Source organism: Colwellia meonggei, from assembly GCF_057537295.1.
Genome location: NZ_BAAJLZ010000005.1, coordinates 238,905 through 265,582, shown reverse-complemented (window position 1 = coordinate 265,582; position 26,678 = coordinate 238,905). Strand labels below are relative to the sequence as shown.

Below are 26,678 nucleotides of genomic sequence, written 5' to 3'. Positions count from 1 at the left end.
TCATGTTGTACGTTAGGTTTCATCAAGATTGTTTCGTTTGATATAACTAAGAAAGCTGTCACCTTCGATAAACTCCCCACGGCGCTGATGTTTTCCCCAACGCAGCTCTTCTTCATAGACGAGTGATTTAATCGTTTCCTCGTTTGTTTGCAGTGCAGAGGCAGCACTCGCAATAGTGATTGCATAGCGACATTGCTCTTCTCGAAACTCAATTAACCAAGAAGAAAGCATGGCCTTATCAATATAGACTTCACTTAAATCAAACACATCGTTGAAATAACCGTGAACCTGTTTTGATAGAACAGCATTAACCACATCACCGTATTGGCATAAATGGCGTACAAGTGAAGTTGAATTTTCAGTTATGCATGTATAACTTGTATGATCTTTAGGGCCTTTAGCGAAACGTTTTACTTTTTTGATAATGTCTTTGATATTAAATATCTTAGACTTCATCATTTTGTGATTACCCACGAAGGATTTATTCACCATAGGAAAGGTTTTAGCCTCAAACAAAATTGTACTGTCACTTACACTCAATTTCAGGGCTTTTGCTAATAAAAAGATATCAACATGGTAGATTGGCTGGTCTTTTTCTTTGTCCTTAACGTACTGAACACGAGCCTTTTGAATGTATTCAGTGCTCTCGTTAAAACCAAAAGATTGACAACTTAGTCCAACATCAAGTACTTCAACATTTTCTAAAAACAAACGAACAGGATTAATATAACCAGGATAGCTTTTCCAATAGCGTTGACAGGCCTTAGCCCAGTTATTACGAGTATCCTCATTAGTGAGCAGCCTTAAGCCGTTAAGTACAAGCTGATAATGATTTCGGCTAAAAGGAATGCGGCCATAACGCTGTATCATCACATCAAATGGACGAGCTGCCATATACATCGCGTAGGTTAGCTCTTGCAGTTGTTTTTCAGTCACATCGATAGTGCCATCAATAGCTGGCCATAAATCCTTTTCCAATTTAGATAAAGGCTCAACAGCTTTAGTGTCAGTAACATCCCAAGGCTTTTTACACTTTGGGCAAAACTCTAAAATATTAGCATCCCAACTAAGAGGTTTATTGCAATGAGGACAGCTATCAACTAAAGGCGTTAAATGCTTCGGGCATCTAGCTACCGTGCCAATCGCCCAGCGCCAGTCCATGGTTTTTTCTTCGATAACGCAGTGAACACATATTCTTGGAAAATCGACAATCAGCTCAGCTAACGTTCTGTCATAACCAAACAACCATTTGTCGGTATCATTACGGCTATGAAGCGCAATAACATCATCACATTGCCTACCAAGTGCTTTGGTTAGAACTTCATTAAGCACTTTGAGATGATGCGGAGCCCATTGGCCCATTTGGGCTTGCTTTACAGGATGCATACCTAAAACACCTAAAAGCTCTGATATTTTAAAGAAGCCATTTACATAGCACAGGCGAATCAGGTATTCGTTAAGGCGCTCTTTGGGTTTTGGATAAGGTCGCAACGTTAGCATGTTAACTACCTTGTCGAGAGCCACGTTTGTGTTTAGCCTGTCTTTCTTCACGTCTTTTTTGATACGCCATTCGTTTCACGTACTTAGATACTTCTGCCTTTGTGGCTGTAAACAAAGGAAAACCATTCATTTGATTAAACCCAACAGAGTCAAACGCACTTTGCAGTATCTCAGGCGTAATATGTTTTTCATTTCGACAATATTTAGTAGCTCGTGTAAACAAAATGCCTATATTTCGAAGAATACCGTCAGTAGCAATATAAATTCGTTTAACCATGTCTTCCTGCCCAATAGAAAAAATAGTGGGTCCGTAATGATTAAAGGTAGATTCAATGCTCGCTATATAATTACCAAATTCTTCAAAATTTCCTGGCCCATTAGCGCCCAAATGAAATGGTTGTAATTTAACTTTGATGTAACTAACTCGTTGCTTAAGTTCAGGGTGTTCATCAAGTAATTGCTGTGCTTCAGGTAAGCCAGCAAAAACAACGGTCAGTCCGTGCTCATCCATTAATAGCTTTATTAAAGCCAGTACATCAGCTGTTGATATCAAGGCTTCTTTTCGAAGAAGGTGTTGAAACTCATCAAAAATAATCATTTTGACTTGTAAGGCGTCCAGCATCCGGCTGACTCTTGTGTAAGGAGAGTGACTACTTTTGGACGCAGGTGTGTATATACCTTGAGTGCGTCTTAATATTTGCTCACATAACTTGGGGATTGTTGGCTTGCCTGGCACTGGAACATAGATTACTGGAATAGGAGTGAATTCATCTGTGGCTTGGTACTCTGTGCGAGAATATATTTCACAAAGAAAGTAACGTAATAGACGACTTTTTCCTACACCCGGTGGGCCGAATAGGCAGCAACCAGACGGTTCAATACCATAATTATCGAATGTATCTAATATGCCATTAAATGCCTTCCTAAATGAAGGATGTTTATGTGTACTAAACCTAATTGCCTGAATGTTCGGCTGTATATGAGCTAACGTTTCTTTCTGGCGTAATTCTGTACGAGAATCAACAGGTGTTGTATTTAAAATTTTGAACATGCCACTCTCCTTAGTCAGATTCATAGGCTGTGAAACCGCGTGAGGAGTTGTTATCAATGCCGTATGGGCACTCATCAGTTATTTGTGGTTCTTTCGTATTCATTTCATCCATTAAGCGCTGAGTTTCTTCAGGAGATGCAGCTCTGGTTTTAGATGATTTACGGGTGTTAATGGTGCGGTTTACTGCTTTTTGACCGGCTTGAACTTCAGGATGTTTAGCCATTGAGTTCACTTTTTTTGCCCCTTTATTTTTGTATAACGAAGGGTTTTTAACTGCAAACTCCTTAGTAGACATACCGGGCGTAACACTGTTACTTATCGCTTCAACTCTAAATTCATCTCCATTAATTGGGCAAACAACGGTAATAGCTGATAAATCATCCTCAGAGTGAAGGCAGGTGACTTTGGCTTTTTTTCTGCGGCTTTGGAGCCAGAGTCCAATTTCTTTCAATCTTCCTTCATCATCGTTGTAGCGTATTCGGTTTACAGTCACACCAAGATGAAAAACATCTCCTGAAATCGTTGCTTCTTTTCTATTTCCTCCAGGAAGCATGACGTTATCCATATCAACGGGCACTGTTGGGACCCAGCCATTATCGAGTGCTTTTTGCCACTTTTGTGCTGGAGTTAGGCCATTTAATCCGCTATGTGGTGTGTGGTGATAATCGTCAACAATCCACATTTCAATGAACCGTCTCACTTCATCTACAGTATGCGTTGCTCTTTCTTTAATTTTATATTCAAGTTTCTTTTGGTCTTTTTGTTTGCCAACATGGCCACCAATGTTAGATGCACATTGCCCTCGAAAAGTACCAATAAATCTTTCAACAAATGGCTTTAGCCATGGACTATATGATGAAAGCACTTCAATTTCTGAGCCGGTTGTTTTTAAAACATAAGCGTGTGTTTCTCTGGAAATGAATCCTGAGCCACCATCAACGACTAGTAATTCTGGTACACCATAGCAAAACCAAATATTGCCGAACTGACTGTAATAACTGCCCTGAATTTTAGGGCATATTGAGTGACGGTAAGCACTGATAACCGTTGAAGCAGGCTCGCCACTGCCTATGTGTAACTCATATCCAAGTATGCAGCGAGTATGAACATCAAGCATGAAAATGATGGTAAAGCTACCAAGGTAATTTCCTTCATCATCGATTAAGCCTATCGAAATACTGGCTCCATCTGCTTCGACTCTCTCTAGTGGACGAGAGACTTTAAACTTTTGTAATGCATTGCGCTGTAGCTTTTTACGTTCACTTTGAGATAAACCTTTTTTTAGCAATTCTGGATCAATAAGGTCATCCATCCAGTCACTAAAAGTTTGCCGGCAAGGTAATTCATCGAACTCATCTTTGTATTTGTCGATAAAATCATTGTATAAGCTCTGAAGACTTCCTGAATTACCTAAATAATGTTGCATGGTAAATTCAATAGCTAACAGTCTAATTTCTACTGAAAACTTGCTTTCACGTTTAAGTTTAAAAGCTCCTGCGATATGAGCTTTTAAACCACCAATACTCGTTTTGTCTAATTTGACCCATTTCTCTAGCGTTGCTGGACAAGGAGGGTTTTCATCCCCCAGACGTTTTGCGGCTATATCAATGGCCTTAATTCTAGCTTTTAAACCACCAACAAAATACTTTCTACTTCCTATTTCATAAAGGGTTTTCAGATAGGCTTCTTTTCGCTTTATTTCAAGATTTTTTTTAGGTGTTAAATTAAAATGTGCCTTTGAAGACTCTTTACCCGAAGTAACAAATAAAGACGTATTAAAAGACTGCTCTAACTCTTCATTTGTCATTATTAAGGGATCAAGAGCATCGCTTTTGAAAACAATTGATACATGATTTTGACCAACTAAATGAACGGTTGCAGGTAAGCTCTCATAAACAACTGATAAGTTATCCTTTCTCAGCGCTGTAACGTTTGTATAAATTCCCATAATATTTTCTCAAATTACCAAGTAAAAACTAACTCGTTCCATGCTTTGGTTAGATCTGTTTTTAAAAGCTTGTGTGCAACTGCGTTTTTAATCACACTTCGATTGATTTTTTTGTTATCTGCCAAGGTGTAGAGCTCCCATAGAGAAAGCTGTGGCTGTTTAACTTTACTTAGCAGCACTTCCATTACTTTCACAGGCGCAGGATGATGCAGGCAGGGTTTTAACATTTTGTAGTTTTCAGCTCGTTCACCTAAACGAATATCTTGCTCAGTTAGTACGCGAAATGTTGTTTTTTCATCTTCTTCAAAAAGACTTTTCAACACTTCGTGCTTGTGTAAAACCGCTGATTTAATTGAGTCTTCGTAATATTTAACTTCATCAATCCAAATTTTCTCGCAAGGAAAGGTTATGTGGCCATCTGATGTGTAATGGGTTGGTTTTCCGTTCAACTCGTAGTAAAACTTTTCCGGCTGCATGATAAATAAGGCATCATGAGGCAATGTGAACAACATCCAATTGTAGTAATCACGCTCTAAAGTGCTTTCTTTGACGGTCACGTTGTCAAATTGTTTGGTGTATCCGATGAACGTACTTCTTACACCACTCTGTTTTGCTAATAATCGTCTTGTCATTTCGTTATTGCTCATTAATCATTCAAATTTGTGCGAATTATAGGTACGAATAATTAGGTGTCAAATATGCAAGCACCTGATTTATAGCGACTTATTTGTTGATATAATATGTCAGCGATAGGTAGTTCATTGAATTAATGAGTGTTTTCCAAAAGAGTAACACTATTGACATTTTATCTTTAAAAATCAATAACAAACTAAATTTCATTTCAGCTCAAAGCATTAGGTGTAAATTTCGCAAAAGTTACAAAAAAGTTGACGAAAAGTTTATGTCAATAGCGTGAGAGACACCTGAGGTTCTTGTATTTTTAGCACTGGTTGTTTTGCCAATATCCCTACTTATCGACATAGTAAGTAACGTTAGAAGAAGGCAGGGCAGTCATAACCTGATGTAAATCAAACAAATGCGATGATTAAACAGTCAAATGACATAATTTGACATTTTATCTATTGAGGTGTGTTTCATTATGAGACATACTGACTTTGACTATTTGAATAATAAAAAGAATTTTCTCGAATCAATAATAAGATATGGACAATCAATTGGAAAAATTAAGCTACGCGCAACAACAGCGTCTCGCCTATATAGATTTTAAATTGTATTTTACCGGTAGCGTTACACGCTCCGAAATTGTCCAGCATTTTAAATTAGGTGTTTCTGCCGCAACACGCGATATCAACCTTTATAAAGAGCATGCGCCTAAAAATATGGCGTATGACAATACTCAAAAGAAGTATTTTCTAACCAATAGCTTCAAACCACTCTTTAAACATGATGCAAAACGCACGTTAGTAAAGCTTGCCCATCAAATATCTGATGGCTTTGATGCCATTGGTGATGTGGAATTCCCTGTAGAACAACCAAGCCAGCTCAACGTACCTGATATCAATGTAATCGCCAAACTTACTCAGGCCATGATTAACGGCAAAGCGGTAAGTGTTATCTATACCTCACTTTCAAGTGGCTCTGGTGCGCGAGAATTAGTGCCACACACTATAGTCGACAATGGCCTTCGCTGGCATGTACGTGCTTATGACAGAAAGAGTAATGCCTTTAGGGATTTTGTATTAACACGCCTTGCCAAAGTAACGGTGATTAATAACGAGCCTGAAGTAAACGAAATTAAGGCTCAAGATGAACAGTGGAATACCATTATGCCACTAGAAATCGTGCCACACCCTAAGAACGTTGAATACCCAACTGCCATTAAAATGGACTACGGTATGGACAATGGCGTACTCAAATCAGACGTTAGAGCAGCTATGGCAGGTTATTTGCTAAGACGTTGGAACGTGGATTGTTCTGAAAATGGCTCTCTAGCAGGCCCAGAATACCAACTCTATTTGCAAAACTGCCAAACATTATACGGTGCGGAAAATCTCGCTATTGCACCGGGTTATAAGGATTAATTTATAAAAGGATATTTATGTGAATCAACGAATTATATATCAGCGATAAACTTGTTTTTTAGTTTATCGCTTTGTCATTACAACATTGGCGTTAGATAGTGTGTATCTAACCGTTTAATTACCGAATTATTGAGATAAAAAGATGAAAGCACAAGAACAACAGTTTTTAAAAGACTTAGAGAGTAAGCTCTGGTCAGCAGCAGAGAAGTTAAGGTCATCATTAGATGCATCACAATATAAACATGCCGTATTAGGGCTCATATTTGTAAAGTATGTATCTGACGCTTTTAAAATTCGCCAAGATGAAATAAAAGCTGATTTAGCTAACCCTGAGCATGAGTACTATTTAGACCCTGCTGATTATTCAGAAGAAGAGCTAAAAAAAGAAATTAACATTGAACTTGAACAGAGAGATTTCTATACCGAAAAAAATGTATTTTGGTTGCCTATTGAATCTCGTTGGCAGTTCCTGCAAGACAATGGACCCATTGTTATTGGTGGTAAAGAATTAGAAATTGATGGTAAAACAAAGAAAATAACCTCAGTTGGCCACTTAATCGATAATGCTTTAGAAGGCATTGAGCGAGATAACGCCAAACTTAAAGGTGTATTAAATAAGCACTACTCACAATTAAAAATTGATCAGTCAAAACTAAATGAGTTAATTAACCTAATAGCTACTATTCCATTCGATCATAATTCATTAAACAGTAAAGATATTTTAGGTCATGTTTATGAGTATATGCTTGGTCAATTTGCCTTAGCGGAAGGTAAAAAAGGTGGTCAATTCTATACTCCTGCAAGTATTGTCTCACTCATTGTAGAAATGATTGAACCCTTTGAAGGGAGAGTTTATGACCCAGCTATGGGCTCTGGTGGCTTCTTTGTTCAATCAGAAAAATTCATTGAACGTTATGCAAATGAAAAGAAAATTGACTCTGTAACCCAGAAGCAAAAAATATCAATTTATGGTCAAGAGTATAACCATACAACATGGCAATTAGCAGCCATGAATATGGCTATAAGGGGATTAGATTATGACTTTGGTAAAGAGCCTGCTAGTACCTATACCAATGTGCAACATCCTGATCTACGAGCCGATTTTATTATGGCAAACCCTCCATTTAATATGAAAGAGTGGAACATAGGTGTAGATGTTAACGACCCTAGGTTTAAATATGGGCAACCAACAGGTAATGCAAACTTTGCATGGATGCAACATATGTTGCACCACTTGGCTCCTGACGGTTCTCTAGCATTGCTATTGGCTAATGGTTCGATGAGTTCAAATACGAATAATGAAGGTGAAATTCGTAAAGCGCTTATAGAAAACGATTTAGTTGAATGCATGGTTGCTTTACCCGGTCAACTGTTTACAAATACTCAGATACCTGCGTGTATTTGGTTCCTAACAAAAAATAAAAAAACGCGTATAGATAAGGCAGGTCGTAAACTACGCTCTCGCAAAAGAGAGGTTTTATTTGTTGATGCACGCAACCTGGGTTATATGAAAGACCGTGTTTTACGTGACTTTAAATTTGACGATATCGAAAGAGTTTCAGATCTATTTCATTCATGGAAAACAGGCAATGAAGTAAATGGAGTTAATTACAAGGATCAAGCTGGCTTTTGCAAATCGACATCAATAGATGAGATTGCTGATCATGGCTATGTTCTAACACCGGGTCGGTATGTAGGTTCAGAAGTTGAAGTTGATGATGGAATTCCATTTGATAAAAAAATGGAACTACTTACTCACAAGCTTAGTGAGCAGTTTTCAGAAGCTTCAATTTTAGAAGCTGAAATAAAAAAACACTTAGCGGGGCTAGGCTATGAACTTTGATCTGCCTTTTAAACTGCCGGAAGGCTGGAAAATATTTACCGTTGAGGACTTGATAGAACAAAATGTTATCGAAAAGCCGTTGGATGGTAATCACGGAGGGTCACATCCTAAAGCCTCGGATTATGTCGAGTCTGGTATACCTTTTGTTATGGCTTCAGATTTATCTCAAGGACGAATTAAATTCGACTCTTGTAAATTTATTAGTAAAGAACAAGCAAATAGTTTAAGAAAAGGCTTTTCTAAAGAAGGGGATGTTTTGTTATCCCATAAAGCTACCATTGGTCGAACGGCAATTGTACAGGATAATGAATATGAATTTATTATGCTAACTCCTCAAGTAACATATTACCGTGTAAAAGATGCGAGCATTTTAAGTAATGTTTACTTAAAGGCTTATTTTGATTCGGCATTTTTCCAAAATATATTAAACCTTTGGGCTGGAGCTGGTTCAACACGAGCGTATCTTGGAATTACTGGACAATTAAAATTACCAATAATTTTGCCTCCGATATTAATTCAAAAAGAAATAGCTTTATATGCAAACAGTATTAATAAAAAAATAGCTCATAATGAGTTAATTAATCAAACATTAGAACAAATTGCACATACGATATTTAAATCGTGGGTAATAGAGTTTGAACCGGTTAAAGCAAAAATAAAAGGTGAAAAATTAGGTAGTCTAGTTGAAAAGTCAGCTAACCTTTTTTCGGATAAGCTTGTTGAGTCTCAGGTTGGGTTAATACCTGAGGGTTGGGAAGTTAAGCCTTTGGATAAAATAGCGCATTTTCAAAATGGGTTAGCTTTACAAAAATTTAGACCAAAATCAGATGATGATGACTATTTACCAGTATTAAAAATCGCTCAACTACGTCAAGGTTTTTGTGATGATAAAGAAAAAGCTAGCATAGACATAAAGGAATCATGCCGAGTTTATGATGGGGATATGATTTTTTCTTGGTCTGGAACATTGCTTATTGATCTTTGGACTGGTGGACAGGCAGCTCTAAATCAACACCTTTTTAAAGTGACTAGTAAGGAATACAGTCTGCCCTTGTATTTATATTGGACTAAATATCATTTAGCTAAATTTCAACAAATTGCAAAAGACAAAGCCGTTACTATGGGGCATATAAAACGTGAACATATAAGTGAATCCTTATGTGTAATACCACCTAAAGAGTTAAGAGAACAACTCTCTGATATCTTGATGCCATTGATAAACCAGAGCCTAAATTTAAGATTGCAAAGTAAGCAGTTATCAAATCTTAGAGACATTTTGTTACCTAAGCTTCTATCTGGTGAGATAAATATAGAAAAGAGGAAGGTTGATAATGAATAAACCATTCCATGATAGTCACCACATAATTGAACGCGTAGAGCAATATTTAGACTCAAAATTACAAGAAAATCCTACTTTTAACGAAGAGATTAACTCCAGTTCTTCTGTTGAAATCACTTCAGATGGTCCAAAAATAAGAATTACTAGCATGTCCGACTCTGAGTCTTCATTCCAATATGATGTTAGTGACATACTTTATTGGGTTGAACGAGATACTTATTTTGATGAGTTGTCAAAATGGAATGGTATGAAGCTAGAAGAAAAACATAGATCAGCTTTGGACTTTCTAAAATCATCTGAACAAACGCCAACATTTTTAGATTTTATAGATGCGATTAAGCGTCAACGTGTTGCTCCATTTGTTGGAGCCGGTGCATCATTACCTGCTGGATATCCTTCTTGGGGTAGCGCTCTCAAGAGGTTGGCTAGGCAAATGGGGGATGATGTTTTTCAAAGCATAAGCTCAGACTTAGAAAACTATTTGTATCTGGAAGTTGCAGAAGCATTATACCAACATAACGAACATCTATTTAAAAATTTTGTTCAAACAGAGTTTAGACTTAAAGCTAATCAGGAAGATGATAAACCAATATTCCCTCCAATTGTTGAACTTTTACCAGAACTTGCTTCTTCATGTGTAGTTACTACAAACTTTGATCGCTTAATTGAAAAAAAATTTGAGTTAATTAGTGGTAAACCATTAAGCGGTTATATGTATGGTAAACAAGAGCAAAATGGCTTTATTAGCCAATTGTTAAAGGGAGAGCAATGCTTAATGAAATTACATGGTGATTCGGAGCAACCTCAATCGTATGTTTTCACTGAGTCACAGTATAGAGGTGCATATGGTAATCAACAAATTGACTTTAAGAAGCAACTACCTCGTTCGCTAAGACAAATATTTATCAGCTATTCGTTAGTTTTTATTGGCTGTTCCCTAGAGCAAGATAGGACTTTAGAGCTATTTAAGTCAGTAATGGATGAAGGTCATTTTGAAATTCCTTGGCATTATGCATTATTGCCTGACTGTGAACCAGAAGTTAAAGCAGAAAAAATGGGAAGACTTTTAAGTATGAATATAAAGCCCATTTGGTACGACGCAGTAGATCATGATCATAGCATGTTAATAGATTTACTCTTGCTTGCTATCGATGTCGCAAATAAGAAATTTAGCCTAGGGAATATATAATGATAACAGAAGACCAGTTAGAACAGTATTGCCTTGATTGGTTTATCGACCAAGGATATCTATACAAAAATGGCTATCATATTGCGCCTGATGGAGATACTCCAGAGCGTGATGATTATCATCAAGTTGTGTTAAAAGAACGTTTATTAACTCAGCTTGAAATTATCAATCCTGACATACCTAGTGATGCGTTATTAGAAGCGGCTACTAGCGTTTGTACACCAGATACACCAATTCTAATTAAAAATAACAGAGCTTTTCACAAATATGTTATTGAAGGTGTGCCTGTTGAATACACTGAAATAGAAAATGGTGAAACGAAAACTAAGAATACTCATGCGCAGTTAATTGATTTTTCAAACCCTGATAACAATGAGTTCTTAGTCATTAATCAATTCACTATTACAGGTATAAAAGGTAATAGACGACCAGATATTGTGGTGTTTATAAATGGCTTGCCAATATCTGTAATTGAATTAAAAAATCCAGCAGATGAACATGCTGATATTTGGAATGCATATAACCAATTGCAAACATATAAAGATGAAGTAAGTGATTTGTTTGTATTTAATGAAGCATTAGTTGTAAGTGATGGTTGGACTGCAAGAGTTGGCTCTTTAACTGCCAATAAAGAGCGATTTTTACCTTGGAAAACAGTTTCTAACGAAGAAGATAAGCCATTATTGGAGTTTCAATTAGAAACCTTAATCAGGGGGTTTTTCAAACAAGAGCTATTACTTGATTACATTCGTTACTTCATTTTATTTGAAACTGATAATGACACGATTATAAAGAAAATAGCAGGATATCATCAATTTCATGCTGTAAGAGCTGCGGTTGAAGCGACTGTACTTGCGGCTAATAAATCAGGAAATCACTTAGAAAGTACGATTAGTTCGTTAGAAAAAATAAAGCAAGGCTCAGGTAAAGCTGGTGTTGTTTGGCACACCCAAGGAAGTGGTAAAAGTATATCAATGGTCTGCTATGCAAGCAAATTGCTACAGCAACCACACATGAATAACCCAACGATTGTGGTTGTAACAGACCGAAATGATCTTGATGGTCAGCTTTTTAATACTTTTGGTATGGCTCAAGAAACATTGAAGCAGATACCTCAACAGGCTGATGATAGATCTTCTTTAAGAGACCTATTAATAAACCGTCAGTCCGGTGGCATTATTTTTACAACAGTTCAAAAGTTTTCTTTGTTAGAGGGAGAAACTAAACACCCAAAACTATCAGAACGTCATAATATTGTTGTGGTATCTGATGAGGCACATCGAAGCCAATATGGTAATAAAGCTAAAATAAAAAGCATCAAAAACGAAAGTGGTGAAGTGGTAGGCTCTAAATATGTATATGGGTACTCTAAGAACATGCGTGATGCGTTGCCATTTGCTTCTTTCATTGGTTTTACTGGTACACCAATTTCTGTGGATGATAAGGACACTCGTGGTGTATTTGGTGAATATGTATCTGTTTATGATATTCAAGACGCCGTAGATGATGGTGCCACCGTTCCAATCTATTATGAATCACGCTTAGCTAAGTTGGATATCAATAAAGAAGAGATAGAAGCGCTCAATGATGAGATTGAAGATGAAATTGGAGAAGATGAAGAAACATCAGCTCGTGAAAAAATTAAGTCTCAATGGTCTGCATTAGAAAAGTTAGTAGGTGCTGAACCTCGTATTGAACAAGTTGCTAAAGATTTAGTTGAGCATTTCACTACGAGAACTAAAACCTTTCCTGGTAAAGCTATGATAGTTGCCATGAGCCGTGAGATTTGTGTTGATTTATATAATGCTATCGTAGAAGTCAATCCTGAATGGCATCATGACGATACTGATAAAGGGGCTATTAAAATCGTGATGACGGGTTCTGCTTCTGATAAAGGGAAGTTGCAGCCACATATTCATGATAAGAAAACGAAAAAGCTTTTTGAAAAACGCTACAAAGATACTGAAGATGAGCTGAAATTAGTTATTGTTCGAGACATGTGGCTAACAGGTTTTGACGCACCTTGCTGTCATACAATGTATGTAGATAAGCCGATGAAAGGCCATAACTTAATGCAAGCAATTGCTCGGGTAAATCGTGTATTCAAGGATAAACCTGGTGGTTTAGTTGTTGACTATATAGGTATTGCAAATGAGTTAAAGAATGCCCTTAAAACCTACACTAACAGTTCAGGTAAAGGTCAACCTACAGTTGATACAGCTGAAGCGTTTTCAGTTTTAATGGAAAAGATTGATGTCGTTAGAGGGATGTTTGCAACACCAGTCGAAAAAGAGGTTTTTAATTATAGACCGGACTTTGAAACAGATGCGTTAAAGTTATTGCCTGGTGCTGTTAACCATATTTCAGGCCTTGTTACACCACAAAGGGATGGCAAAGAACAAAGAGATGGTAAGCGTAGATATTTAGATGTTATGGCTGCTATTACTAAGGCATATTCTCTTTGTAATACCATGGATGAAGCTAAAAGTTATAAAAATGAAATAGCTTTTTATTCAGCGATTAAAACCGCCTTTATTAAACACTCAACTGTGGATAAAAAGCGAACTGATGAAGAGCGAAATAGTGCCTTAAAACAAATTTTAGATAACGCTGTAATAGCTGAAGGTGTTGACGATATATTTAATATGGTTGGCTTGGACAAGCCAAATATCGGATTGTTATCAGAAGAGTTTCTTGAAGATGTAGCCAATATGAAAGAGAAAAACTTGGCTGTTGAGTTACTTGAAAAACTGTTAAGGGACGAAGTAAAAGCAAGGATGAAAAATGATGTGGTACAGGAGAAGAAGTATTCTGATCGCATTATGACTACCCTTCAAAAATATCATAACCGTAACATTGAAACAGCACAGGTTATTGAAGAGCTGATTAAGTGGGCAAAAGAAATGGCCGCTGATTCTGAGATGGCAGATAACTTAAACTTATCAGTAGATGAAATAGCATTCTATCGAGCTTTAGTTGTTAATGAAGAATCTGTTCGTGTATTAGGTGATGATGTATTAAGAAAGTTGGCTATTGAACTTACTCAACAACTCAGGAAATCTGCAACCGTAGATTGGCAAAAACGTGATAGCGTTCGAGCTAGGATGCGTAATTTAGTTCGCAGACTATTACGAAGATTTAAATACCCACCTAAAGCATCCGATGAAGCGATTAAGTTGATTATAGAGCAAGCAGAAACGCTGGCTAAAACTTGGACTGACAGAAATGAATCTAGGCATTCTGAAGACGATATAGCTAAGTTTGTAATAAACAAACTGTATCAAAATAGTGATATTTACTCTGTTAAACATACTATCGCGTCTGATTCAGCAAGCAGTGGCGATATGATGTTTAAGTCGATGCTAACTGTTGACGGGCACTTTGGTTCTAAAGGTGGAACATATGTAAAACTGCCTGCTTTGCTTAAGATGCTTCAAGGCGTGATGACAGCTGATGGTGTTGTTGGAGAATTGTTAGGTACGTCTTTAGGGGCTGTATTACCTCTAAATTGTATCAGCTTAATATGCCAAAAACTTTTTGGAAGTAAGATAAGCCTTTCTCCTGAAGATTGCTTAGTTCTAACATCTTTTCCTAGTGAAACAATAAGAACTGTAGACGAACTTCTTCAAAATACTTCTAAAAATGCTCATTATTTAGGTGTTGATAAGATTGACGAGGAAGGGCTTGGCTCTATTTTAACTGAGCTTCAAAGGAATGGTTTGTTAGAACCATTACCTTCCGGGAAGTGGGAAATTAAAGAGAAAGTTATCACTGCGTTGTAGCTACTTAAAGGAATATTATGGCAATAGAACAAGGCATTTGGAAAATAGGAAGTAAACCTAAAAAGCTTTCACCAATAGTTATCGAAAGTGAAAATTTACTAGAAGAACAGATAGTTGCAGATATATCTATCCTTAATTCAGGCTGGATGATTATTGGTCAACAAGTTAGAACTGCTTTTGATAAATACATCGATTTACTAGCGATTGATGCTAGTGGCAGCGTTATTATAATCGAGCTTAAAAGGCATAAAACTCCACGAGATGTAGTGGCTCAAGCAATAGATTACGCTTCATGGGTCGTTGATATTGATGACAGTAAGTTAGTAGATATCTATTCTGAATATAGTCAAAAACGCTCATTAAACGAACAAAGTTTGGATAGGGCGTTTAAGTCTAAGTTTGGCTTAGCTTTTAGTGATGTTAATTACGATGGTTCACATCAAATGGTTATTGTAGCTGCCGAGCTTGATGCTAGTTCTGAACGGATTATTAATTACCTGAATGACAAAGCAAAAATACCAGTAAATGCCGTTTTCTTTAGTGTTTTTGAAGATAACGGAAATAAGTATTTAAGCCGTGCTTGGATGATTCCGCCAGAGGAAACACAAGAACGAGTTATTTCAAAATCATCAAAAGAACCATGGAACGGAGAATTTTATGTTTCTTTTGGTCATGGTAAAGAGCGTCATTGGTCTGATGCCAGAAAATACGGTTATATAAGTGCTGGCCATGGTCGTTGGTATTCGAATACATTAAACATGCTAGAAGTTGGTAATAGAGTTTGGGCCAATATTCCCGGTACAGGTTATGTTGGTGTTGGCGAAGTTATTGGTGATATTTGCCGAGCAGAAAAATATCAATTCAATGAGTTTGATAATAAAACCATCAATGAATTATCGACTGAAGGTAATTATTCATCGTTTGAAAGTTTAGATGATGATAATGCAGAATATTTAGTACCAGTTAAATGGCATGATACAAAATCAATTAATTCGGCTTTTAGTGAAACAGGATTGTTTGGTAATCAAAACTCAGTGTGTAAACCAACAACACCTAAGTGGTCTCATACAATTGAGAGATTAAAGACAGAATTAAAATATACTAATAATTAAATTAATGTCGTGACGCTATGTGAAATTTACTAGGGAATAGCCGCAAAAGTAAATTTCATGCACGTAGCGTGACGCAAAATAGGATCTAGTTGTTAACTTGCAAACAGTAAAATGTCAGCAAGCTAAAACATCAAATACTTTAACTAATTCAATAAGATGAATTACCAGTGAAAGCTGGATCCGATCCAGTTTTAAATTTGGATTAACAGTAATCAGAGAAGAGAATCCTTTAACTTCTAAACACCTCGCTATGTCCGATACTCTTCAGTATTGGACATAGCGTATGTAATGCATTAAACTCAGTTCATACCAATATTGTTACTCAGAATTAAAAATAAAATGTTATTAAATAAGCCTGTTCCTTTATTTCCTCCATATCTAGATCTATGTGACTTTGACCTTGAAGATTATCCTGAATTGGATGATTTGTTTTCTTCAAATGAGTCTTGGTGGCTTGAGCAATTTAACTGGGGTAAAGTTTTTCTTGTTTACATTGGTAGAAATAAATCTGAGCATACTTATGACAGATTTAGGAATGATGTTGAGCGTTTTCTGTTGTGGTCGTTTATTGAAAAGAAAAAACCCATTGACCAATTACGTAAATCTGACTTTCTAGAATACGCAGACTTTTGTTGGCAACCACCAGTTAGCTGGATTGGCACATCAAATCAAGAACGTTTCAAAATTGCTAATGGTTATTCTTCAGCTAACGAACATTGGTTTCCATTTAAAATTCAGTCGCCAAAAAGTCAAAAAGCAAATTACGTTGTTGATAAGAAAAAATATCGTCCATCACAACAAACGCTTACATCAATGTTTACAGCTATAATCGCATTTTATAATTACTTAATGGCTGAAGATTTTGTAATTGGTAACCCTGCACAAATTGCTAAAAAAGATTGCCGGCACTTTATAATTGATTCGCAAGTTAAAGAAATTAAACGTTTAACTGGCAGCCAATGGCAATTTGTTTTAGATACTGCCGTAGAAATGGCTGATGAAAACCCTATTTTTGAACGTAATTTATTTGTTATTGCGGCGCTAAAAACCCTATTTTTACGTATTTCAGAGCTATCAGAGCGTCCCAATTGGTCACCAACTATGAGTCATTTTTGGCAAGATGAAGATGAAAATTGGTGGCTTAAAGTATTTGGTAAAAGCCGTAAGTTACGTGATATTACCGTTCCTATCGATTTTCTGCCATTTTTAGAGCGCTACCGCACATCTCGTGGCTTATTAGGTTTACCTGCTAGCAATGAAAACGCTATTTTAGTGGAAAAAGTACGTGGCCAAGGTGGCATGACGTCCCGTCATTTAAGGCGTTTAGTGCAAAGTGTATTTGACCAAGCGTATGAAAATATGCGCCAATCTGCAGGTGCTAATAAGGCCTTGAAGTTAAAAGAAGCGTCTTCACATTGGTTAAGGCACACAGGTGCCAGTATGGAAATTGAACGTGGTCGCCCTCTTAAAGACATTTCTGAGGATCTTGGTCACGCCAGTATGGCTACAACTGATACCGTTTATGTTCAAAGCGAAAACAAAAAACGTGCTGAAAGTGGTAAACGTAGAAAAGTTGATTAGTTTCAGTACTATACTAAAAGATTATTTGAATGATTCACCCGAATTAACGCTTTAAAAAGCTTAGGAAATATATGTTAGAAAATGCTTTAATTTATTTGGCAGCAGCAATAGTTGCTGTGCCTATCGCAAAGCGCTTAGGCCTAGGTTCTGTATTAGGCTATTTATTGGCAGGAATATTAATCGGGCCATTTTTACTGGGCTTGGTTGGCGATCAAACTGATGTGATGCACTTTGCTGAGTTTGGCGTGGTGATGATGCTATTTTTAGTTGGCTTAGAATTGCATCCATCACGATTGTGGAAACTTAGGCATTCGATTATTGGTTTAGGCGGGCTGCAAGTTACCCTTTCAACATTAATTTTATTCGCTGCCTGTTTGTATCTACTTGATTTACGCTGGCAAACTGCAATGGCGATAGGTTTAATGCTTGCACTTTCTTCTACGGCTATTGTTTTGCAAACCTTGACTGAGAAAGGATGGATAAAACAAGAAGCCGGGCAAAGCTCGTTTTCAGTATTACTATTTCAAGATATTGCTGTTATTCCCATTTTGGCTCTTTTGCCATTATTAACCTTTGCTGATTTATCTGCGGTTACTACTGAGCAAGGCCATGGAAATTTAATTGAGCATTTGCCAGTTTACGGCCAAGTATTAATTTCTATTGCTGTTATTGCGGCGATAATTTTTGCCGGTAAGTATGTGTCAGCACCAGTATTTAGATATATTGCGAATACACGATTACGCGAATTATTTACCGTGTTTGCATTATTTTTGGTGATAACTATTGCCGTATTAATGCAAAAAATAGGGTTATCCCCTGCTTTAGGCACGTTTTTAGCTGGTGTGGTATTAGCTGAAAGTGATTTTAGGCATGAGCTAGAAGCTGACATTGAACCTTTTAAAGGCTTATTACTCGGTTTATTTTTTATTACCGTTGGTGCGTCAATTGATTTTAAGTTATTTGCGGAGCAATTCGGTAATATTGTGATGTTGGTAGTGGGATTAATTATAGTAAAGGCTACTGTGTTGTATGTTCTAGCGAGATTATTTAAATTACCAGGAAGACAAAAATATTTATTCGCACTCGCGTTAGCGCAAGGTGGTGAGTTTGCTTTTGTACTCTTGTCTTTAACTTCTTCACTGCAAATTTTAGACGATACTCAAACAAAATTCACAACATTGGTTGTTGCAATGTCGATGTTATTAGCGCCGTTATTACTGATTTTTTATGACAAAGTGATTGATAAAGAAAGTGCCAGTGACAAGGTCTATGACACTGGTGAAGAAATAGAAGCGACCACGCAAGTGATCATTGCGGGTTATGGCCGCTTTGGCCAAATAGTCGGTCGTTTATTAACAGCGCAAGGTTATCATTTATCAATTCTTGACCATAGTCCAAGCCAGATAGAGCTATTAAAACGCTTTGGTAATAAAGTTTACTATGGTGATGCATCGAGACAAGACTTACTAGAGGCAGCTGGTGCCCATGATGCTCGACTTTTAGTTATTGCTATTGATGATGCTGATAAGATCATAGAATTAGCGCAATTAGCTCAGAAACATTTCCCTAACTTGAAAATTGCAGCGCGAGCTCGAGATAGACGACATGCCTATGAATTGATGAGTATTGGCATTGAAGTGTTTAGGCGTGAGTCTTTTGATTCTGCCTTAAACTTAGGGATTGATGCATTAAAGCTACTGGGAAATAGTGATAAGCTTGCAAGTCGTGCCGGTAAAATATTTTCAGAGCATGATCATGAATCAATGAAGTTATTGGCTGATCTTTGGGGCGATGATCACAGTTATGGTGTTGCTGTTAAACAACGCAAAGAAGATTTGCAACAAGTATTAGCCAAAGATAGCGCAGAATTAAGTAAACTTAATACTTGTCATGGTGAGAATTGTGACGAAAATAAAGTTTAGCTAATTATTTAAATTATTGTTTAATAAACATAAAAAAGGTAGCTAATGATTAATTAGCTACCTTTTTTGTTACTCAATCATAATTTTAAAGGTTATCAAATTAGCCATAGATAGCTTTTAACTGCTGGTCAAAAAAATCTAACCAGCTATCGAGTAACTCTTTAACATCTTCTTGAGTAACTTCTTTATTATCTGATTGCTCGCTAATGCCTTTGCGTAATACTTCACCTTTAAGCGCATTAGACTTGCCATCAAATAATTGGGCTTCTAAATAAATTGCTGCAATTGCATCACGTCTATCGGTAGCTGATTTGATCATGGTACGAGCAATGGCAATAGGTAATACATATTGGTGTGCTTTTAATTCTTCCGTTTCAGATGTGATGGCGGTAATGGCTGGCTTAATGGTTAAAACATTATCACCTGGGGCTGTTGCTAAGCGCCCTATTTTTGATAACCGATCACGAAATCCTTGATTTAAATATTCAGCAATTTTTGTCGCTTCTTCGGTACTTACTTGCTCGTTCACATTAAAGCCAGGTAATAAATTAACGGGTTCAATATACATTTTTTCGTATTGCTTTAAATCGTTCTCAAGCCATCGCATAGCTGTTTCATCAGCTAGTGGTTGTAGTTTGTCGTAATGACTTAAATAACCACTAAACTTCATTTCTTCAACATTGATTTTGTGCTGGGTGGTACATGCGCTTAATAGTAGACTCGCAGTAAATGCGAATAATGCAATTTTCATATAAATACCTTCTTTTATTAGTTAAATCAATTAGCAAAATGCCTAAACGTATATTATTAAGATTGGCACATAACACGACACTGTCAAATTTAGTTTAGTAGTCAATATATTGAAAATTCGTATTTTTCTTTGAATCTTGATTGTGTCGAAAGCTATTTTAGAAAGCTGTTTAAATTAGGGTTTTATTGCGGGGCAAGGAGATTTTTGTGATCGGGTATCGCAAATATAAATTTGTTGAAATCGACTTATCCAAGCATCTAATTTTGCTGGGGTAAATGTGCCCTGCCAAATTTTTTGCACATGATACAGGCTGTCGTTCCCGCGAAGCAATAAATGTAGGATTATTGCTTCGCTAGTATCTTTGCGTAAACAATTAGTTTTCCAAAATTCGGCCGGATAGTCAGCTGGGTGCTTAGAATCTATTGTTGAGCTGGTAAAGTTTTCACAGGACTGAATACCAGGCTGATCGATAACGGCTCTAAAATGAGACAAAGCATTTTGCTCTCGTGGAGTAACACTTACAACATAAGCATCTTTAAATCCTAATTCTGGGTGTTGCCACATTCTAGAGTGATAATGTGGTTTATTTTCCACATGCACTTGCCAGCCGGCAAGAAAACCTGAATATGGTGTGATTAAATTTTCTCCGCTAAATACCTGTGGCTGATGCTTAACATTCACACAACCTAAGGACGCAATACTTATTAGCCCAATAAGAGAGTTTTTAATGATGCGCTTTTTAATCACAACGTTTACCAAATAGTACAGTTAACAATTGGCTCTAATATATTCGTTATTGATAATCTTTCATATATAAATCTTCTAACTGATAGCTAGCAACTATTAAAACCATGCGTTAATTACTAGCGTTTTAAAGCGTTTAGGCATACCGTATTAGCAGCAAACGATATTAAGAAATGGAGATGGCATGAGTGACAGTAATTCATATATTCCACCAAAAGTATGGCAATGGAATACAGAAAATGGCGGTAACTGGGCAAATATTAATCGCCCAATTTCAGGGCCAACTCACGATAAAACACTAAGTAAAGGCAAACACCCCTTTCAACTGCATTCACTTGCAACCCCTAATGGCGTTAAAGTGACGGTAATGTTTGAAGAATTGCTCGCCCTTGGTATAAAAGAAGCTGAGTATGATGCTTACTTAATTAATATAGGTGAAGGTGATCAGTTTAGCAGCGGCTTTGTTGATATTAATCCAAATTCAAAAATTCCTGCTTTATTAGACCAAAGTGGCGAAAAACCAACTCGCTTGTTCGAGTCAGGTTCAATTTTACTGTACTTAGCTGAAAAATTTAATGTACTTATACCTAGCAATGAAAAACGCGCAGAATGTATGTCATGGCTATTTTGGCAAATGGGCAGTGCGCCTTATTTAGGTGGAGGCTTCGGACATTTTTATGCCTATGCACCTGAAAAAATTGAATATTGTATCGACCGGTTTTCCATGGAAGTAAAACGTCAACTTGACGTTTTGGATAAACAATTAGCACAGAATAAGTATATTTGTGGTGATGAATACAGTATTGCTGATATAGCTATTTGGCCATGGTACGGCGCACTCGTATTAAATCGACTTTATGACGCAGGTGAGTTTTTAGATGTGGCGTCTTATAAAAATCTAATGCGTTGGGCTGAAAATATAGATAAGCGCCCTGCGGTAAAACGTGGCGTAATGGTTAATAAAACGTGGGGAGAGTTATCTACTCAACTACATGAACGCCATGATGCAAGTGATTTCTCTGAGCGAACACAAGATAAATTAGAAGCTTAAGTTCTAAAAGTAAAAAGAGCATTTATTTCTACAAAAAATAAATGCTCTCTCGTTAACTTATCTATTTGAATTATATTAAATGCCTAATGATTTACACCAATTACTCGCATTAACAAATTCTTTATGGATAAAGTTTGCATCTAAACCATAGATATCGATAAGTTCCTGAATATTCTCGCCATCACCTGTTATATAGTTAGTTGTTAACTCTAATAGCTGACCAAGAATACCGGTATGGCTAACTAATGCCTCTTCAATTGGTTTTGCTAGTGGCATAGTTTTAATGATTTCACTCATCGGCATGCTCATAATGACTTCTATCGCACTTAGTAAACCGGTAATGAAAGCAAAATCGCTAATTTCAACGAAGGCACTTTCAGTTGCCAATTTCGACATAAGCTTAGCAGTAATTAATGATTGCTTAGAAACTTCACTCGTTTTATCCGAAGTAAGTTTTGACAGCGCTAGAATAGTAACAAACTGTTTTAACTTATCTTCACCTAAATAAGCCGCAGCTTGTTTTAAAGAGGTTATTTCAACACGTGTACCAGTAGAGACATTATTAACAAGTTTCAGGAGGCCTACGGTTAAATTAACATCATGACTGATTATTTCTGCAATATGATCAAAGTCTAATGGCTTGTTGAATGTTTCACTGATCAGGTGCAACATTTGAGATTTAATTGGTGCTAACGTTTGTCCTTCAACAATTTCAGGCTCGTGATAGAAAAAACCTTGATAATAGTTAAAGCCTACTTCGGCTAACGATTGAAGTTGGTAGTTGGTTTCTACTTTTTCAGCAATTAACTTAACGTCAAATGGTTTTAGGCGTTCTAAAACTGGGCGTAACCTTTTTGCATTAGTAACTTCTATGTCAACTTTAATCATTGAGATGTAAGGAAATAACACGTCCCATTTCATGTCTAAATCATATTCAGTTAATGCAATTTGATAGCCTTTTTCATGATAGTACTTAACTATTTTTAATAATCGCTCAGTTGCAGATTTATGGCCAACAAGCTCAATAACAATAGCCGACTTATCAAACATTAATGGGTATTTGTTGATCAAACATTTTTCAGTAAAGTTTATAAATGCTAATTTACCTAAACTAATCGACTTTATATCACCTTGAAAATGGTTCTGAATTACCAATTTAGAACTTGCAATATCTTGATCTATTTCAGGAAATTTATTGTCAGGGCTATCCCTAAACAATAATTCGTAACCAATAGTCTTGTTATTGCGATCGAGTATTGCCTGACGGGCGATGTAGCTTATTTCCATAGAATAGAATTATTATTAATTGTGTGATCTAAAACATACCCTATTATGCATGTTAATGAAAAGTTATTTAAGCTAATTTTTTGAAATGTCTGTTAGTTACTTAAGTTTCATTGCTAGTAATATCTATTTTTGCAATGTTAAATGATTACATATGATATGTAGCTTATCACCGTATTGTATATTGCTAATGTAAGGCACTAAAATTTCTATGAGATTTTTTGGTTGGAAATGCTCAATTTTAGTTTCAACTTCTGGCTGATAAATTAGCCCTGAATAAATTTTACTAGCAACAATTAATTCACAGTTATAAAAGTTAAAATTTTCTGCAGGCATTAACTGATGCCATTTTACTTTGATAAATGAATAGTTAGGCCGAGTTAAGAGCACGCTACTGCAATCTAACTTTGCATTTATTGTTGCTGAAAAATATTGACTTAAGTCTAAACCAAGTGATTTAAAATAAGGCTTTTGTGCTGCAATAGTACCCTGTGGAAAGCGTGAGTCATTCGCGTTACCAGAAGCGACCTGATGCCCTTTTACTACAATACATGGGTATTTAGTCATTATAGTGCTCATGGTATGTGTATCGTTTATTACTTAACAATCTGATCCGCAATTTCATAGCTACCATCAATATTGTCTACGTCAGTCAGCCCTAATGCTCGAGTAATAATAGGTAAAACATTGATGTTTTCAAATGGTGCGACTTCATGCCCTTTTTTAAAGGCTGGACCCGTCGCGATAAATATTGCATCTAAATCTCGAAGATATTTAGGATCATAGCCATGGGTTTCAGGGTCAATTTGCGAATGACCCTTATCGAAAATGTATGATGAACTGGCGTCAATAATGGCATTCGGTGTGGCTGCTGTTGTATTATTGAGCTGCCAATGTTTTGGAAAGTTAGGCGATTTATAAATGCTATAGCCCTTTTTATCACCATTCTCTTGTTGATGCTTAAACCTTTCAATACTCTTATTTATAGCCAATTTATCGTCACTGTATAGATAAAGTTGTGTCGAACCATTAATGACCTTTACATTTTCTATTTGCATATTTTGCCACTTGATAATATTTTTGGGGCCGATTTTTGTCATACCATGATCAGAGACAATCACTAAGTTAACTTGCCCTGAAAACTCAGTATTAATGGTTTCTATGAAATTTTCTAACAGAGTATCAAGATCCATTATCGCTTTAACTAACTGGGGAGAATTTTCACCAAAATCATGCCCGGCATCATCTACAGAGGCAAAATATCCAGCAATAAAGTTAGGTCGTTTACTTTCAGGGAGGCGTAACCAATCTAAAATCTGATCTAGTCGTGCTTTATTCGGTGTAAAATGCTTGTAGGGGTAGTAATAACTGGCGTTTTGATTGTTGATTGCTGTTTCAGATTCTGGCCAAAAATATACCGCTGATTTGTTTCCTTGCATTTCATTAATGTGCCAAAGTGGTTCAGCAGTTAACCATCTAGAATCATTTTTTCCATCACCTAATTGATATGATTTATTGATACCACGGTGAAAAAAATCATTGTGAACAATGCCGTGATTAACAGGATATTGTCCTGTAATAATACTTAGATGGTTTGGAAACGTTTTGCTAGGAAAAATAGGTAACAATGCTTTTGCGCTTGTTCCTTGCTGTTTTAACTTATTAAGTGTTTTCGGTTGATATTGATCTAAATATCGTTGTGCAAAGCCGTCGATTGATAACAGTACTAATGGTACTTTCGCTAAACAAGCAGTAGAGGTAAAGGCGAAAATAAAGAGGAAAAACTTGAGCTTCATGTATTAAAAACCAAATATTAGCTATTAAAAATTCAACATAAAGTATTACGTTAAATTATACAAGCAGCACACTGATTAGTAACAGAAAATTAATTATAGTTTTTAACAAAAAAACGCAGCCTAAATAGCTGCGTTTTAAATACTGACTTAATTAGACTATTCAAATAAGTCTAAAATATTAACAAGATCTTTCTTACCTGTTGCAATTTCGTCTGGCGTTAAGCCTGATAATTCGTGCGGGAAAACTAACCACTCTGCTGATTCGTGTACATAATAGTCAGGTACGATATCAACTTTCGAGTTTTGCGGTTTATACCAAGGACAAGCTATTCTAACGTCTTTTGGCATATTGTTACGAGTAAGCTTTTTCAATTGCGCGATTAATGCTTCAATACTGCGACCAGAATCGAAAACATCATCAACAATAAGTAATCCGTCATCAGCATTGGCATTTTCAATTATGTAATGTAGCCCGTGGACTTTAATTTCTTTACTTTGCTGGTTAATACCGTAATAAGAAGATGTACGCACTGCAATATGATCAGTTTCTACTTTTTTAAAATCAAAATATTCTTGTACCGCGATACCAATTGGCGCGCCACCACGCCATATGCCGACAATAAATTGTGGTCTAAAACCGTCTTCGTATACTTTCGCTGCAACACGAAATGAATCTTCAAGCAACTCTTGCGCAGTTATATATCGCTTTTCCATTGATGAGTTAACCTCAGTTAATTATTAATTATCGCTATTATAACGTGTTTTTCTATGTGCTGAGTAGCAAAGGCAAGATTTTTATAGATTTTGATCAAGAAAGATAAGTTGTTGGTAGATAGTTTCTACAGCATTAAGAAAAAATTCATGATTGGCGTTTTGATATGTGTCTGAAATTTTATGGTAGTTACTATGAGTACCAACTCCAAAATAGATAAATGGAATGTTGTTTTTATGAAACACTCCGTGATCACTTGCTACTTCCCACTTTACTTTATTATTTTGATTGTTAAAACCAACGCCGCGAAAGCCCTTTTTAACTTGTACTGATGCTGACTCAAAATTACTAATATATGCTGCTTTTTGTTTTTCGGTTAATAGAGTTTCTAAACCCCGGCTAATATACTGCAACTTTTTAGTTCTTCTATTACCCGCAATCATATCAAGGTTGATATTTAATATGATGCTAGTCATCAGTTGTTGGTTTTGTGCAACAAAGGCTTTTGCACCTTTCAAATTTAATTCTTCACCGTCAGTAAATAGCAAAATCACACTATAACCTAATGGCCTTTGCTGTAATCGCTTTGCGTAATGCAATAATGCCGCAGTGCCAGAGGCATTGTCATCTGCGCCATTATATATCCGCTTACCTTGACCACCAATATGGTCAAAATGCGCAGATAATACGATAAAATTTTCAGGTTTTTTGGTACCAGGCACATATGCAATGACATTATTTGCTTTAAGATCATTAAACGAACGTTCAATAATAAAAGGCGCCAAGTATTCTTGCCCAAAAGGCTGAACACCTTCCTTTTTAAGTTGTTCAACCAAATAACCTTGTGCTAGAGCCCCTCCAGATGAACCAACCTTTCGACCTTGTAGTTCATCAGAAGACAAGTAATGTAGATGCCGAAGTAAGTTTGAGTCAGGTATAGTAACAGAAACTTCAATATCGTTAGTTTGTGTTGCACATGAAGCAATTAATAACGAAATTAAAATAAAAATAATTCGACTAATTATCATGTA

General features: G+C 36.4%; 19 protein-coding genes and 1 pseudogene. 9 read left to right on the top strand and 11 right to left on the bottom strand.

The annotated features are described in order from the left end of the window. Positions 1-12: 12 nt before the first annotated feature. The 4 genes from AC27E9_RS13995 to AC27E9_RS13980 are packed head-to-tail and all read right to left on the bottom strand — an operon-like array spanning position 13 to position 5,131. On the bottom strand, positions 13-1,500 hold the full coding sequence (locus tag AC27E9_RS13995; protein ID WP_487131165.1) for a TniQ family protein: 1,488 nt from the start codon (positions 1,498-1,500) through the stop codon (positions 13-15). Between the two features lies 1 nt (position 1,501). Continuing rightward, positions 1,502-2,551, bottom strand: a complete 1,050-nt coding sequence (locus AC27E9_RS13990; RefSeq protein ID WP_487131163.1) for a TniB family NTP-binding protein — start codon at positions 2,549-2,551, stop codon at positions 1,502-1,504. 10 nt (positions 2,552-2,561) lie between these two features. Next, a complete protein-coding gene (locus AC27E9_RS13985; protein WP_487131161.1) occupies positions 2,562-4,499 on the bottom strand; it encodes a hypothetical protein in 1,938 nt (645 codons plus the stop codon). A gap of 14 nt (positions 4,500-4,513) precedes the next feature. After that, positions 4,514-5,131 (bottom strand): hypothetical protein, encoded by a 618-nt coding sequence (locus AC27E9_RS13980; RefSeq protein ID WP_487131159.1) that lies wholly within the window; start codon positions 5,129-5,131, stop codon positions 4,514-4,516. A gap of 531 nt (positions 5,132-5,662) precedes the next feature. On the opposite strand from AC27E9_RS13980, the gene AC27E9_RS13975 reads away from it, so the two are divergent. The 8 genes and pseudogenes from AC27E9_RS13975 to AC27E9_RS13940 all read left to right on the top strand — a co-directional run bounded on the left by AC27E9_RS13975 (position 5,663) and on the right by AC27E9_RS13940 (position 19,309). Beyond that, complete coding sequence (locus tag AC27E9_RS13975) at positions 5,663-6,541, top strand: BrxR family transcriptional regulator (protein WP_487131157.1); 879 nt, start codon at positions 5,663-5,665, stop codon at positions 6,539-6,541. Between the two features lie 142 nt (positions 6,542-6,683). After that, positions 6,684-8,384: a type I restriction-modification system subunit M gene (locus tag AC27E9_RS13970; RefSeq protein ID WP_487131155.1), complete on the top strand. Its 1,701-nt coding sequence runs from the start codon at positions 6,684-6,686 to the stop codon at positions 8,382-8,384. Next, the gene (locus tag AC27E9_RS13965; protein ID WP_487131153.1) at positions 8,374-9,723 is read left to right on the top strand and encodes a restriction endonuclease subunit S; all 1,350 of its coding nucleotides are present in this window, start codon (positions 8,374-8,376) and stop codon (positions 9,721-9,723) included. The genes AC27E9_RS13970 and AC27E9_RS13965 overlap by 11 nt, the downstream gene beginning before the upstream one ends. Further along, positions 9,716-10,912 carry an SIR2 family protein gene (locus AC27E9_RS13960; RefSeq protein WP_487131151.1) on the top strand — a complete coding sequence of 399 codons (1,197 nt, stop codon included), beginning with the start codon at positions 9,716-9,718 and terminating at the stop codon, positions 10,910-10,912. Before AC27E9_RS13965 ends, AC27E9_RS13960 begins: the two co-directional genes overlap by 8 nt. Next, positions 10,912-14,127 (top strand): annotated as a pseudogene (locus tag AC27E9_RS13955) (type I restriction endonuclease subunit R); the annotation flags it as partial. The gene AC27E9_RS13960 and the pseudogene AC27E9_RS13955, both read left to right, overlap by 1 nt. A 584-nt stretch (positions 14,128-14,711) precedes the next feature. Then, entirely contained in the window at positions 14,712-15,806 is a 1,095-nt protein-coding gene (locus AC27E9_RS13950) for an endonuclease NucS domain-containing protein (RefSeq protein WP_487131149.1), read from the top strand. Between the two features lie 339 nt (positions 15,807-16,145). Continuing rightward, on the top strand, positions 16,146-17,387 hold the full coding sequence (locus AC27E9_RS13945) for a tyrosine-type recombinase/integrase (RefSeq protein ID WP_487131147.1): 1,242 nt from the start codon (positions 16,146-16,148) through the stop codon (positions 17,385-17,387). Between the two features lie 71 nt (positions 17,388-17,458). Further along, positions 17,459-19,309, top strand: a complete 1,851-nt coding sequence (locus AC27E9_RS13940) for a monovalent cation:proton antiporter-2 (CPA2) family protein (RefSeq protein ID WP_487131145.1) — start codon at positions 17,459-17,461, stop codon at positions 19,307-19,309. A 100-nt stretch (positions 19,310-19,409) separates the two neighbouring features. On the opposite strand, the gene AC27E9_RS13935 is transcribed toward AC27E9_RS13940, so the two are convergent. Further along, positions 19,410-20,060 (bottom strand): DUF3313 domain-containing protein, encoded by a 651-nt coding sequence (locus AC27E9_RS13935; RefSeq protein ID WP_487131143.1) that lies wholly within the window; start codon positions 20,058-20,060, stop codon positions 19,410-19,412. A gap of 174 nt (positions 20,061-20,234) precedes the next feature. Next, positions 20,235-20,807, bottom strand: coding sequence for a hypothetical protein (locus tag AC27E9_RS13930; RefSeq protein ID WP_487131141.1), 573 nt, complete (start codon positions 20,805-20,807; stop codon positions 20,235-20,237). 181 nt (positions 20,808-20,988) lie between these two features. Between AC27E9_RS13930 and yghU the strand changes: the two genes are divergently transcribed. Next, positions 20,989-21,855, top strand: a complete 867-nt coding sequence (gene yghU / locus AC27E9_RS13925) for a glutathione-dependent disulfide-bond oxidoreductase (RefSeq protein WP_487131139.1) — start codon at positions 20,989-20,991, stop codon at positions 21,853-21,855. A 75-nt stretch (positions 21,856-21,930) separates the two neighbouring features. Here yghU and AC27E9_RS13920 read toward each other — a convergent pair whose 3' ends face one another. The 5 genes from AC27E9_RS13920 to AC27E9_RS13900 form a co-directional block, all read right to left on the bottom strand. After that, the gene (locus AC27E9_RS13920) at positions 21,931-23,142 is read right to left on the bottom strand and encodes an EAL and HDOD domain-containing protein (protein ID WP_487131137.1); all 1,212 of its coding nucleotides are present in this window, start codon (positions 23,140-23,142) and stop codon (positions 21,931-21,933) included. 123 nt (positions 23,143-23,265) lie between these two features. Next, positions 23,266-23,706: a hypothetical protein gene (locus AC27E9_RS13915; protein WP_487131135.1), complete on the bottom strand. Its 441-nt coding sequence runs from the start codon at positions 23,704-23,706 to the stop codon at positions 23,266-23,268. 29 nt (positions 23,707-23,735) lie between these two features. Next, positions 23,736-24,935, bottom strand: a complete 1,200-nt coding sequence (locus AC27E9_RS13910; protein ID WP_487131133.1) for an alkaline phosphatase family protein — start codon at positions 24,933-24,935, stop codon at positions 23,736-23,738. A gap of 156 nt (positions 24,936-25,091) precedes the next feature. Next, positions 25,092-25,649, bottom strand: coding sequence for a phosphoribosyltransferase (locus AC27E9_RS13905; RefSeq protein WP_487131131.1), 558 nt, complete (start codon positions 25,647-25,649; stop codon positions 25,092-25,094). A gap of 81 nt (positions 25,650-25,730) precedes the next feature. Then, positions 25,731-26,675: a M28 family peptidase gene (locus tag AC27E9_RS13900; protein WP_487131129.1), complete on the bottom strand. Its 945-nt coding sequence runs from the start codon at positions 26,673-26,675 to the stop codon at positions 25,731-25,733. Positions 26,676-26,678: the final 3 nt, after the last annotated feature.

Coding starts and splice junctions, on each gene's coding strand:
- AC27E9_RS13995 (WP_487131165.1), bottom strand. CDS start 1,500: ATGCTAACGTTGCGACCTTATCCAAAACCCAAAGAGCGCCTTAACGAA.
- AC27E9_RS13990 (WP_487131163.1), bottom strand. CDS start 2,551: ATGTTCAAAATTTTAAATACAACACCTGTTGATTCTCGTACAGAATTA.
- AC27E9_RS13985 (WP_487131161.1), bottom strand. CDS start 4,499: ATGGGAATTTATACAAACGTTACAGCGCTGAGAAAGGATAACTTATCA.
- AC27E9_RS13980 (WP_487131159.1), bottom strand. CDS start 5,131: ATGACAAGACGATTATTAGCAAAACAGAGTGGTGTAAGAAGTACGTTC.
- AC27E9_RS13975 (WP_487131157.1), top strand. CDS start 5,663: ATGGACAATCAATTGGAAAAATTAAGCTACGCGCAACAACAGCGTCTC.
- AC27E9_RS13970 (WP_487131155.1), top strand. CDS start 6,684: ATGAAAGCACAAGAACAACAGTTTTTAAAAGACTTAGAGAGTAAGCTC.
- AC27E9_RS13965 (WP_487131153.1), top strand. CDS start 8,374: ATGAACTTTGATCTGCCTTTTAAACTGCCGGAAGGCTGGAAAATATTT.
- AC27E9_RS13960 (WP_487131151.1), top strand. CDS start 9,716: ATGAATAAACCATTCCATGATAGTCACCACATAATTGAACGCGTAGAG.
- AC27E9_RS13950 (WP_487131149.1), top strand. CDS start 14,712: ATGGCAATAGAACAAGGCATTTGGAAAATAGGAAGTAAACCTAAAAAG.
- AC27E9_RS13945 (WP_487131147.1), top strand. CDS start 16,146: ATGTTATTAAATAAGCCTGTTCCTTTATTTCCTCCATATCTAGATCTA.
- AC27E9_RS13940 (WP_487131145.1), top strand. CDS start 17,459: ATGTTAGAAAATGCTTTAATTTATTTGGCAGCAGCAATAGTTGCTGTG.
- AC27E9_RS13935 (WP_487131143.1), bottom strand. CDS start 20,060: ATGAAAATTGCATTATTCGCATTTACTGCGAGTCTACTATTAAGCGCA.
- yghU (WP_487131139.1), top strand. CDS start 20,989: ATGAGTGACAGTAATTCATATATTCCACCAAAAGTATGGCAATGGAAT.
- AC27E9_RS13920 (WP_487131137.1), bottom strand. CDS start 23,142: ATGGAAATAAGCTACATCGCCCGTCAGGCAATACTCGATCGCAATAAC.
- AC27E9_RS13915 (WP_487131135.1), bottom strand. CDS start 23,706: ATGACTAAATACCCATGTATTGTAGTAAAAGGGCATCAGGTCGCTTCT.
- AC27E9_RS13910 (WP_487131133.1), bottom strand. CDS start 24,935: ATGAAGCTCAAGTTTTTCCTCTTTATTTTCGCCTTTACCTCTACTGCT.
- AC27E9_RS13905 (WP_487131131.1), bottom strand. CDS start 25,649: ATGGAAAAGCGATATATAACTGCGCAAGAGTTGCTTGAAGATTCATTT.
- AC27E9_RS13900 (WP_487131129.1), bottom strand. CDS start 26,675: ATGATAATTAGTCGAATTATTTTTATTTTAATTTCGTTATTAATTGCT.